This is a genomic window from Bradyrhizobium sp. LTSP857, from assembly GCF_000938285.1.
Classification (GTDB): domain Bacteria; phylum Pseudomonadota; class Alphaproteobacteria; order Rhizobiales; family Xanthobacteraceae; genus Bradyrhizobium.
In genome coordinates this window covers 116,750-127,639 of sequence record NZ_JYMS01000025.1, presented here as the reverse complement: position 1 = coordinate 127,639, position 10,890 = coordinate 116,750, and the positions used below count along the sequence as shown (strand labels likewise).

The following is a 10,890-nucleotide window of genomic DNA, read 5'->3' as shown; positions in this document are numbered from 1 at the left end:
CTGCGGCGTACTGGATGCCCCGGTCAAGCCGGGGCATGACGGAGAAAATCAACTCAATACGCGTTCTCGTTCTTGGTCAGCAGCGAGATCGGCGTCTTCAGGAGAATGTAGAGGTCGAACAGCACCGACCAGTTCTCGATGTAATAGAGGTCGAACTCGACGCGCTTCTGGATCTTCTCTTCATTGTCGATTTCGCCGCGCCAGCCATTGATCTGGGCCCAGCCGGTGATGCCGGGTTTGACGCGGTGGCGGGCGAAATAGCCGTCGACGGCCTCGTCGAACAGCCGGCTCTGGAGCTTGCCCTGCACGGCGTGCGGGCGCGGGCCGACCAGGGAGAGATTGCTGGAGAACAGCACGTTGAAGAGCTGCGGCAGCTCGTCGAGGCTGGTCTTGCGGATGAAGCGGCCGACGCGGGTGACGCGCGGATCGTTCTTGGTCACGACCTTCGACGCGGTCGGGTCGGCCTGGTGGTGGTACATCGAGCGGAACTTGTAGACGTCGATGCGCTCATTGTTGAAACCGAACCGCTTCTGCCGGAACAGCACGGGACCGGGACTGTCGAGCCTCACTGCCAATGCCACCAGTGCCATCACCGGAAGCGCGGCGAGCAGCGCGAGGCCACCGACGATGCGGTCGAACAGCCATTTCATCACCAGATCCCAGTCGGTGATCGGCGCCTCGAACACGTCGAGCGTCGGCACCTCGCCGAGATAGGAATAGGAGCGGGGACGGAAGCGCAGCTTGTTGGTGTGCGCGGAGAGGCGGATGTCGACCGGTAGCACCCAGAGCTTCTTCAGCATCTCCAGGATGCGCGTCTCCGCCGAGATCGGCAAAGCGAACAGCACGAGATCGACGCGGGTGCGGCGGGCGAATTCGACGATGTCGTCGACCTTGCCGAGCTTGCGCGCGCCGGCGCAGGTGTCGAGCGCGCGACTGTCGTTGCGGTCGTCGAACACGCCGAGCACGTGGATGTCGGAATCCTCCTGCGCGTTGAGCGCCTCGACCAGCTTCTCGCCGTTGAGGTCGGAGCCGACGATGATGGTGCGGCGGTCGAGCCGGCCCTGGCGCGCCCAGTTGCGCACGAGCGAGCGGAGGATAAGGCGCTCGGCGACCAGCGCCGCGAGGCCAAGGAAATAGAACGCGGCAAGCCACAGCCGCGAGATATCGCTGCCGAACTTTGCGAAGAAAGAAATGCCGATGAACAGCAGGAAGACGAACGACCAGGACGAGATCATCCGCGTCATCTGCCGAAGCTGCCCGCGGAACAGCTGAACCTGGTAGATGTCGGCGGCCTGAAAGCAGACCACGGCGGCGACCGCGACGGCGATGACCTCCGCCGGATAAACCCAGCTGAAGCCGGACAGCGGCATGACATAGCCGACAAACAGGGCGATGCCGACGAGGCTCAGCAGCACGAAGTCGGCAGCGCGCACGACGCCGGTGATCACGATCGGCGAATAGGCACGGGCGACCTTCTGGTTGACGACATCGAGCGCAGCCGGCGTCAGCCGGCGGCGGCGTTCGACGAAGGCTGTTTCAGCCGGCTTGGCCGCGGCGCTGGTCGCGGCATCGAGCATCGAGCGTGCGTTGAGCGGTTCCACGGGCGTCCACGTCCATTCCAACAGCCCAGGGCCACGGCTGTACGTCCCGGGCGGGCATCCCCCAGGCTCATCGGATAACGGACAAATCGGAAGATTCTCTAAAGCGGCCTTAAGGATGGTTAATGATTTGCAAATGCGGCGCGGTAACCCGCGAGCACGCCGTCGACCATGGCCTGCTGGGAGAAGTGCGCCGATATCCGCTCGCGGAGCGATGCCGCACGCTGCGCTGTTCCTTGCGGGTTTTCGAGCGCGGCTGCGATCGCCTCGGCCATGGCCTCGGCGTTGCTCGCTGCGAACAGCGCCGGGCTCTCGCTGCCAAAGATCTCGGGGATGCCGCCGACGCGCGCCGCGATCATGGGGATGCCGGCCGCACCCGCCTCGATCACGACATAAGGCATGGAATCGCCGCGCGAGGGCACGACCAGGAGCCGCCCCTTGGAAAAGCCGTAGCGTGCCTTGACGTGGCCGATGAAGCGGATCGCGCCGCCAAGGCCGAGCTTCTCCACTTGCGCCTTCAGCGCGGCGGTCTCTTCGCCATCGCCGCCGAGCGTCAGCGTGACCTTCTTGCCGCCCGCGTGCAGTCGCGCTACCGCATCGACCAGCAGGTCGGCGCCCTTGATGTGCCGGAACTCGCCGACATAGGCGAGGTCGGTGGCATCATCGGCGATGATGACGGGTTCGAATTCTTCGGGCGTTACGCCGTTGAAGACGCAATGCACCACGCCCTTGGGCGTGCCGACGATGCGCTGATAGGTGTCGCGGGCAAAGGCGCTCTCGAACAGGAACAAGTCGGTCGCATCCATCAGCGTCCGCTCGAGCCGCGCGTAAAACTCGCCCTTCAGGGTGTTGAGCGGGTAGTGCAGCGAGCCGCCATGCGGGGTGTAGATGCGGATGGTGTCGTCGGCGCGCCGCCGCATGCGGACGAAGGCGCCGGCCTTGGCGCCGTGGCCGTGCATGACGTCGGGCTTGAGCTTGCCGATCAGGCGCCGCATCCGAAGCCACACCATAAAGTCTTCCGGTGATGGTTCGCGGCGGATCGCGATCCGATGCACGCCGAGCTTCAGCCTTGGCGCGAGCTCAGCCAGCGCCTTGTCGGCGCGCTCGCCGCCGGTGAGGCTGTCAGCGAGAATTCCGACATGATGGCCGCGATCGACCTGGCCGTTGGCGAGGTCAAGGATATGACGAATGATGCCGCCGACCGGAGCGCGAACGGCGTGGAGGATGCGAAGCGGCTGGTCGGGAGAGGGGGGCATGATTAAAACCAGCGCTCGACGGCGAATGCCGAACAAAGTTCTCGAAATATCGAGATAGATTAAGAGCCCTCGTGGTTAACAAACGATGACGAGCGCGCATGCGCCGGTCGCGGGATGCCGCGATTAACCCAGCGGCAACCTTAATGGAGTGTAATCGCCCCGGTTGAGGTAGATCAGTGGCGTTGCCCTGCGGGAGTGTTCGATGCGTTTAGCGTTCTGGCGTGCCGGCAAGGATAAGGCGGTCGTCGAGCGGGCTGTGTCGAAGCCTAAAGCCGAAGCCAGGCCTGAGATCAAGCCCAAGGTTGAAGCCAAACCGGCGCCCGTTGCCGTGAAGCAGGCGCCTGCCGAATCCGGTGACATCGACCTGCACGCGCTCGGCGGCGCGCTCGCGCGCAAGCGCCGCTGGATCATCGTGCCGACCGTGCTAGCCCTCGTTGCGTCCGTCGCCATCGTCAATCTCATCACGCCGCGCTACAAATCCGAATCGCGCATCCTGATCGACGGCCGCGAAAACGTATTCCTGCGGCCGAGCAGTGACCGCAGCACCGAGGAGCGACAGGCGCTCGACCCCGAGGCCGTGACGAGCCAGGTCCAGCTCGTGCTGTCGCGTGATCTCGCGCGCGAGATCATCAGGAAGAACAAGCTTGCGGAGCGGCCGGAATTCGATCCGGTGCTGCAAGGCGTCTCGCCGCTGAAATCGCTTGCGGCACTGGTCGGCATCGGCCGCGATCCGTTCTCGATGACGCCGGAAGAGCGCGTGCTCGACGCCTATTACGATCGCCTCCAGGCCTATGCCGTCGACAAGTCGCGCGTGATCGTGGTCGAATTCCAGTCGGCCGATCCCGAGCTTGCCGTGCAGGTCGCCAATTCGATTGCCGACGGCTATCTCGTGCTCCAGCAGAACGCACGCCAGGACCAGGCGCGCAACGCCAGCCAGTGGCTTTCGGGCGAAATCGAGAGTCTGCGCAAGAAGGTGTCTGACGCCGAGGCCAAGGTCGAGGATTTCCGTTCCAAATCGTCTCTCTTCGTCGGCACCAACAACACCACCCTGTCGAACCAGCAGATGGGTGAGGTCAATACCCAGCTCAACAACGCGCGCTCGATGAAGGCGGACGCGGAATCCAGGGCGCGGCTGATCAAGGAGATGCTCCAGAGCGGCAAGCCGATCGAGGCGTCCGAGGTCGTGAACTCCGAATTGATGCGGCGGCTGTCGGAGCAGCGCGTGACGCTGCGGGCGCAGCTCGCCGAACAATCGTCCACGCTGCTTGGCAATCACCCGCGGATCAAGGAGCTGAAGGCGCAGCTCGGCGATCTCGACAACCAAATTCGCGACGAGGCGGCCAAGATTTCGCGCTCGCTCGAGAGCGACGCGCGGATCGCCGGCGGCCGGGTCGATAATCTGACCACGAGCCTCGATCAGCTCAAGAAGCAGGCGACCTCGACCAACGGTCAGGACGTCCAGCTCCGCGCGCTCGAGCGCGAGGCCAAGGCGCAGCGCGACCTGCTTGAGACGTATCTTGGGAAGTACCGCGAGGCCAGCACCCGGGAGAGCATCGATACCGCGCCGACGGAAGGCCGCATCATTTCGCGCGCTATCGTCTCGAACACGCCGGCCTATCCGAAGAAGCTGCCGATTGTGCTGATCGCGACGCTGGCGACGCTGCTGCTCTCGTCCGGTCTCGTCGTCACCGGCGAACTCCTGCGCCAGACCGCGCCGCGCGCCGTTGCCGCGCTGATTCCTGCGGCGGCAGTGGTTCGTCATGAACCCGTCGTCGATCCCGTGGTCGCCGAGCACGCCCCGCTACAGCCGGAGATGACGGCCGATGCCGTTGTCAGCGAATTCGCGGAGATCGGGCAATTGGCCGAGAACCTGCGCGCCGCGGGTGCTGCGGCAAAGAAGATCACGGTGCTCGGCACCGCATCGGGCGATGCCATCACGCTGTCGACGCTGACGCTCGCCCGCCATCTGGCGCGCGATGCCCGCGTCGTCGTGGTCGATCTCGCCGGATCTTCGCCGACGATTGCCGCAGTGTCCGCCGATCCGATGGCTCCCGGCCTGGCCGAGCTGATGCAGGGCGAGGCTTCGTTTGCGCAAGTGATCACCAAGGACAGGCTCTCGCGGCTGCAACTGGTTGCGGCGGGCCGTCCAGGCTTCGACCGCAGTCTGCTTCAGTCGCCGCGGGTTACGCTCGCGATCGACGCGCTGCTTCGCGCCTACGACCACGTGCTGATCGATGCCGGTAGTGCCTCCGATCTGCCGGCGGAACTGCTGACGGCGAATGCCCGTGCCGTCGTGGTGCCCGATGCGTCGATGGAGCCGGATGCGCGCGCGCTGATGTGCGAGCAGCTGAGAGCGGTTGGTTTCAGCGAGGTGACGATGCTCAGCAGGCCGGTGCAGCCATCGGATGCCGGCGAGCCCGCACCGCGCGTGGTGGCGGCGTAGGCTGATCTACCCGAACGCCTGGCGCAGCCTTCGTGCCAGGTCGAACAGCATCTGGTTCTGCTTCACCAGCCGCTTGCCGTGGTTGAGCGAGGACATCGCCATCGCCGCGAGCTTGCCGCGCGGGGTCAGGGGTACGAAGCTGTCAAAAATGTCCTCGTCATCCTTGCAGAACATCCGCTTGTACTCGTCCGAGCCGATGCCGAGGTCGAGCGAGCGATAGCCGCGCTCGGCGTAACGGTCGATGATGTTGCGCATCAGGATCAGGCCGGGGCTGTAGCGCGCATGCTCCGACAGCGTGTAGGTGTTGAACATCATCGAGAAACGCTGGCCGTCGGCGACGCCGGCGAAGATCGCGATGACTTCGTCGTCGCATTCGAGCGCGTGGACATCGATGACGCGGCCTTCGCCGCGCGTCGAAAGGCATGCGCTGCGGATGAACTGTTCGACGCCCGGCTCAGCAAACACGTTCGGCAGCTTCTGTTCGGCCATCCGCGCCGGCTTGATGCGGAAGAACCAGTCGAGCAGGCGGGTGACGTCCGCATCGGTGGTGGCGAGGTGATAGCGATAGCCGGCGAGTGCCTGGAGCTTCTTCTCCTTGCTCTTGAGGCGGCGGCGGAAGGAATTGCTGATCCGGGACGCCGGCGGGCCACCGGGCTCCATCACCAGCAGCGGGCAGCCGTTGATCGCGCTCTGCCTCGGCAGCAGCGCGAACGGGTTCTGCTGGTCGTGCCAGCGCTTGGGCTGTTGCATCAGCGAGAGCACGTCGACATGCCCGCGCAACGGCGCAACCAGCGCGTCGAGATCAGCGACGGCCGCCTGCGCGGCGAACTCCGCGTTCCACAGCCCCATGTTGAAGGTCGTATGCTTGCCGCCCATGAAGCAGGCGGTGCGCACGCCATGACTTTGGCGGAGCGACAGCGGCAGCAGCGCGAGCGGCTTTTGCTCGGCATCTCGGGCAATCACGATGAAGGGCAGGGCGCCTTCGTGGCTCCCAACCAGCCGTTGCCAGGGGCTCAACATATCGAACCGCTGATAGGGCGTGGAGAGATGGCCGGGTTCTTCCAAGGCACGCCAGACCGGCTCGGCCAGGCCGAGATCGGCGACGATGTCGACATGCGCAATGCGGCTCGCTTTCGACCGCGCTGGCGCTTCTGCCGTCCGGCTTTGCATCGCCGTAGCCATGGTCATTCGCGAAACCTGTCGAGAAATCGAAAAATGCGTATTTCGGCTTGTGGCCGACCTTTGCAAAGAAAGGTCAACAAAGGGTAATGACAATAAGCGAGGGAACAGGCCGCCGGCCTACGCGAAGGTGGGATATTGGCATCCGACGACAGATGGCTGGAGCGGTTGCGGCTTGAACTGGCCTGGTTCACCGGCCAGCCGTTGCTGCGCAGCCGCGGCGAGGGCGCCATCCTGCGCTTCGAGCGGGTGCGGCCACGGCGGAGCGGTGCGTTCCAGCCGTTGCGCGAAAACGAGATCACGCCGCAATTCCTCGATCGCACCATTCGCGCGCTGAAGCGCTGGCAGTATGATTTTTTGGGCATGGACGACGTCTGCCGGCGCGCGGTGACGCTGCCGGAGAAACGGCGCTTCGTGGCGCTCACCTTCGACGGCGCTGCCAAGGACCTCATCAGCTTTGCCTATCCGGTCTTGGCGCGCCACGCGGTTCCGTTCACTGTCTACGTTCCGACCGCCTTTCCCGATGGCGTCGGCGAAGCGTGGTGGCTCGGGCTCGAACGGGTGATTGCGCGCGAGAGCCGCCTCAGCCTGATGATGGGTGACAGGGAGCAGCGCTTCACCGTCACAGGCAATGCCGAGAAGCAGGCGCTGTTCTCGTTCGTCGAGGGCTGGTTGCGCTCGCTGACGCCGGCGCAGCTGTCGGCCGCGATCGCCGATCTCTGCACCCGCTACCGGATCGATCTCGCCACGCTCTCGCGCGAGGCGTCGATGAATTGGGAGGATCTGGCGAAGCTCGCAGCCGATCCGCTGGTGACGATCGGCAATGCGACCGTGAACTATCCCGTTCTCGCCAACATGAAGGACACGGCTGCGCTGCGCGAGATCACGATGGGCAAGGCGGTCGCGGAAGCGGCCTTCGGCCGCGAGATACGGCATCTGGCGTTCCCGTTCGGCGATCGCGCCTCGTTCCGGCGCACCCACGTCGTGATGGCGGAGGAGGCGGGCTTTGCCAGCGCGGTGTCGACACTGCCGGGCATCGTGGATGCGGAGGGGCGCACCAATCTGCGCGCGCTGCCGCGGATTTCCTGGGACGGCCGGGTACGCTCGCTGCGCATGATGCGCGTGCTGGTGTCCGGAATTGCGTTTCCGCCGGTGAAACCGACCGGCGCCGTTACGAACTAGATTTGGCGCGGTCGGGCCGCTGCATCCAGCTCACGATCGGCATCGCCGGCAGCACCCAACCCATGCCGACGACCACGTAATAGATCGCTTGCCGCCAGCCGGACTCCGCGATCCACGGCATCTGCGCCGCCGCCATGCCGAGCAGGGCCCAGACGGTGGCCAGCACCAGGAGCAGGATGGCGCCGAGGAACTTGCGGGTGCGGATCGTCATGGCGGAATATTGCGGCTTTCGCGTAACTTGCGCTGCGGGAGCGGGGGACTATAAGGGGCACGCAGTCCGGTTCAAGCCTTGGTTTCGACCCCTGACATGACGACGAATTCCGCCTTGACCAAGCCGCATCGCGCCGTGCGCTGGTGGCTGATTTCCGTAGCCGCTTTGATCGCGCTGATGGTGCTGGTCGGAGGTGCAACGCGCCTGACGGAATCCGGTCTCTCGATCGTCGAATGGAAGCCGGTCACCGGCAGCATGCCGCCGCTTTCAGAGGCGCAGTGGACCGACGCCTTCGAGGCCTACAAGAAGATCCCGCAATATCGCGAGCTCAACGCCGGCATGAGCCTGTCCGAGTTCAAGGAGATCTTCTGGTGGGAATGGAGCCACCGGCTGCTCGGCCGTTTCATCGGCGTCGCCTATCTGCTGCCATTCCTGTTCTTCCTGTGGCGCGGCGGCTTGTCCGGTGAATTGAAGCGGCGGCTGTGGTTTCTGTTCGCACTCGGCGGGCTCCAGGGCGCGGTCGGCTGGTGGATGGTGGCTTCGGGCCTCTCCGAGCGCGTCGAGGTGTCGCAATATCGGCTGGCGACGCATCTGGTGCTTGCGCTGCTGATCTTCGCCGGCATCGTCTGGACGGTGCGGCGGCTTGCAGACCGGCCGCAGATCGCAGCGCCCGCGCGGCTGCGGTTGACTAGCGGGTTGCTTCTCGTCGTGACCTTCGTCCAGATCTATTTTGGCGCGCTGGTTGCGGGCCTGCGCGCGGGGCGCGCTTACAACACCTGGCCTCAGATCGACGGCGCGTTCATTCCGCCCGCGGACCGGCTGTGGTTCGAGACGCCGTGGTGGCGCAACATGTTCGACAATGTGCTGACCGTGCAGTTCGAGCACCGCATGACGGCCTATGCGCTGTTCGCGCTCGCGGCGCTGCATGCGTTCGATGCGGTGCGGTCTCGCGCGGGTTCAGCGGCCGGTGGTGCGTTGTGGCTGTTCGCGGCTGTAAGCCTGCAAGCGGTGCTTGGCATCCTCACGCTGCTCAACCAGGTGCCGATTGACCTCGCGCTTTCGCACCAGGCGGTCGCGATCGTGGTGTTGACGCTTGCGGTGATGCAGGCGGAGCGGCTGGCTCTACGGCAAAGCGCGCAAGCGAATCCTCGCGCGGTTCCGGTTGGTCAGGCCGGCTAGCAATAGCCGTAGATGCCGCACGAGTACGGCAGTCGCCAGAAATAATCGACCTGCTTGCCGCCGTAATACGAGCCCTGATAGTCGTAGTCCCAGGGGCGGCCGTAATTGCCCGGCAGCGTATGCGAGCCCGGCAGCAGCGGCGTGCCCGGCAGGTTGCGAATGTAGCTGCCGATGCCATAGGCCGGTGAGATCAGCGCGTCCGGATCGGTTTCGACATAGACTTTTGGCGGCTCTTGCTGAGTGGCGGCNCCCGCCGTTTCGGCGTGGCCGGCAGATCGGCGGCGAGCGCGCTTGAAACCGTCAGCATCGCCGCAAGGGCAGGCACCATCCAGCGCAGCATCGTCGGCTCCGAATCAAAAGGGCGATCCAAGGACGATGTATGCAGCAGATATGGTTAATGACTGTTAACCGGGGCGCGTTCCGGGGCAAGCTTTCGTGTGCCCCGGACGGCAGGGAATACTAGGCCGCCAGCGCCTGTTCCAGATCCGCGATCAGGTCTTCCTTGTCCTCGATGCCGATCGAGAGCCGCACCACGTCGGGACCGGCGCCGGATTTGACCTTGGCGGCGTCGTCGAGCTGGCTGTGCGTGGTCGAGGCGGGATGGATGACGAGCGAGCGAGTGTCGCCGACATTGGCCAGATGCGAGAACAGCTGCAATTTCGACACCAGGCTGACGCCTGCGTCATAGCCGCCCTTCAGGCTGAAAGTGAACACCGCGCCCGCGCCCTTCGGCGCATATTTGCGTGCGAGCTGGTTGTACTTGTCGCTGGCAAGGCCCGAATAATTCACCGCGGCCACCGCCGGATGACCGGCGAGGAATTCGGCCACCGCCTTGGCGTTGTCGCAGTGCTTCTGCATCCGCAGCGGCAGCGTCTCGATACCGGTGAGGATCATGAAGGCATTGAAGGGCGATAGCGCCGGGCCGAGATCGCGCAGGCCGAGTACGCGGCAGGCGATCGCGAAGGCGAAATTGCCAAAGGTCTCCTGGAGGCGGATGCCGTGATATTCCGGCCGCGGCTCGGAGAGCATCGGATATTTGCCGCCCGTCGACCAATCGAAGGTGCCGGCATCGACGATGATGCCGCCGAGCGAATTGCCGTGGCCGCCCAAAAATTTCGTCAGCGAGTGCACGACGATGTCGGCGCCGTGGTCGATCGGGCGGATCAGATAGGGTGAGGCCAGCGTGTTGTCGACGATCAGCGGCACGCCCGCCTTGCGCGCCACCGTCGAGATCGCCTCGATGTCGGTGATGCTGCCGGCGGGATTGGCGATGGACTCGATGAAGATCGCCTTGGTGCGCGGCGTCACCGCGCGCTCGAAGCTTGCGACATCATCCGGATCGGCCCACACCACGTTCCAGCCAAAGCTCTTGAACGCGTGCGCGAACTGGTTGATCGAACCGCCATAGAGTTTTCGTGCGGCGATGAATTCGTCGCCGGGTTGCATCAGTTGCTGCAACACCACGACCTGCGCGGCATGGCCCGAGGCAACCGCGAGCGCGGCGGTGCCGCCTTCAAGCGCGGCGACGCGCTCTTCCAGCACGGCATTGGTCGGGTTGCCGATGCGGGTATAGATGTTGCCGAACGACTGCAATCCGAACAGCGAAGCGGCGTGGTCGGCGTCGTTGAAGACGAAAGACGTCGTTTGATAAATCGGAGTCGCGCGCGCACCGGTGGTGGGATCGGGCTGTGCACCGGCATGCACGGCGAGGGTTGAAAATCCCGGAAGGCGATCGCTCATTGAGGGCGTCCTGTTCTTGTGGTCTGAAATCGCGCGGCATGCTGATCGTCACAGCGCCCGCCGTCAAGCTGCGGCTTCACATCGTGCTACGCATTGTCGCGT

Annotated in this window: 8 protein-coding genes and 1 pseudogene; 3 read left to right on the top strand and 6 right to left on the bottom strand. The window is 64.7% G+C overall.

Features of this window, described 5'->3' with window-relative positions; genetic code table 11:
- Positions 1-53 precede the first annotated feature (53 nt).
- Both UP06_RS14010 and UP06_RS14005 read right to left on the bottom strand, forming a co-directional pair.
- Positions 54-1,601, bottom strand: coding sequence for an undecaprenyl-phosphate glucose phosphotransferase (locus UP06_RS14010; RefSeq protein ID WP_045003164.1), 1,548 nt, complete (start codon positions 1,599-1,601; stop codon positions 54-56).
- Positions 1,602-1,720: 119 nt separating this feature from the next.
- The gene (locus UP06_RS14005; protein WP_045003162.1) at positions 1,721-2,854 is read right to left on the bottom strand and encodes a glycosyltransferase family 4 protein; all 1,134 of its coding nucleotides are present in this window, start codon (positions 2,852-2,854) and stop codon (positions 1,721-1,723) included.
- 202 nt (positions 2,855-3,056) lie between these two features.
- On the opposite strand from UP06_RS14005, the gene UP06_RS14000 reads away from it, so the two are divergent.
- Complete coding sequence (locus UP06_RS14000) at positions 3,057-5,297, top strand: GumC family protein (protein ID WP_045003160.1); 2,241 nt, start codon at positions 3,057-3,059, stop codon at positions 5,295-5,297.
- 6 nt (positions 5,298-5,303) lie between these two features.
- Here the strand turns inward: UP06_RS14000 and UP06_RS13995 are convergent, their stop codons facing one another.
- Positions 5,304-6,485 carry a GNAT family N-acetyltransferase gene (locus UP06_RS13995; protein WP_045003158.1) on the bottom strand — a complete coding sequence of 394 codons (1,182 nt, stop codon included), beginning with the start codon at positions 6,483-6,485 and terminating at the stop codon, positions 5,304-5,306.
- 129 nt (positions 6,486-6,614) lie between these two features.
- Between UP06_RS13995 and UP06_RS13990 the strand changes: the two genes are divergently transcribed.
- A complete protein-coding gene (locus UP06_RS13990; protein ID WP_045003156.1) occupies positions 6,615-7,658 on the top strand; it encodes a polysaccharide deacetylase family protein in 1,044 nt (347 codons plus the stop codon).
- Here UP06_RS13990 and UP06_RS13985 read toward each other — a convergent pair.
- Positions 7,648-7,869, bottom strand: coding sequence for a DUF2842 domain-containing protein (locus tag UP06_RS13985; protein ID WP_045003154.1), 222 nt, complete (start codon positions 7,867-7,869; stop codon positions 7,648-7,650). The two genes, UP06_RS13990 and UP06_RS13985, sit on opposite strands and share 11 nt — an antisense overlap.
- A gap of 96 nt (positions 7,870-7,965) precedes the next feature.
- Between UP06_RS13985 and UP06_RS13980 the strand changes: the two genes are divergently transcribed.
- Positions 7,966-9,048 (top strand): COX15/CtaA family protein, encoded by a 1,083-nt coding sequence (locus UP06_RS13980; protein ID WP_045003152.1) that lies wholly within the window; start codon positions 7,966-7,968, stop codon positions 9,046-9,048.
- Here the strand turns inward: UP06_RS13980 and UP06_RS42050 are convergent.
- Positions 9,045-9,296 (bottom strand): annotated as a pseudogene (locus UP06_RS42050) (hypothetical protein); the annotation flags it as partial. The gene UP06_RS13980 and the pseudogene UP06_RS42050 sit on opposite strands and share 4 nt — an antisense overlap.
- A gap of 211 nt (positions 9,297-9,507) precedes the next feature.
- The gene (locus tag UP06_RS13970) at positions 9,508-10,788 is read right to left on the bottom strand and encodes an O-acetylhomoserine aminocarboxypropyltransferase (protein ID WP_045003151.1); all 1,281 of its coding nucleotides are present in this window, start codon (positions 10,786-10,788) and stop codon (positions 9,508-9,510) included.
- Positions 10,789-10,890: the final 102 nt, after the last annotated feature.

What these genes read in the sequence shown, in the direction of transcription:
- UP06_RS14005 (WP_045003162.1), bottom strand. Translation starts at nt 2,854, where the DNA reads ATGCCCCCCTCTCCCGACCAGCCGCTTCGCATCCTCCACGCCGTTCGC.
- UP06_RS14000 (WP_045003160.1), top strand. Translation starts at nt 3,057, where the DNA reads ATGCGTTTAGCGTTCTGGCGTGCCGGCAAGGATAAGGCGGTCGTCGAG.
- UP06_RS13995 (WP_045003158.1), bottom strand. Translation starts at nt 6,485, where the DNA reads ATGACCATGGCTACGGCGATGCAAAGCCGGACGGCAGAAGCGCCAGCG.
- UP06_RS13985 (WP_045003154.1), bottom strand. Translation starts at nt 7,869, where the DNA reads ATGACGATCCGCACCCGCAAGTTCCTCGGCGCCATCCTGCTCCTGGTG.
- UP06_RS13980 (WP_045003152.1), top strand. Translation starts at nt 7,966, where the DNA reads ATGACGACGAATTCCGCCTTGACCAAGCCGCATCGCGCCGTGCGCTGG.
- UP06_RS13970 (WP_045003151.1), bottom strand. Translation starts at nt 10,788, where the DNA reads ATGAGCGATCGCCTTCCGGGATTTTCAACCCTCGCCGTGCATGCCGGT.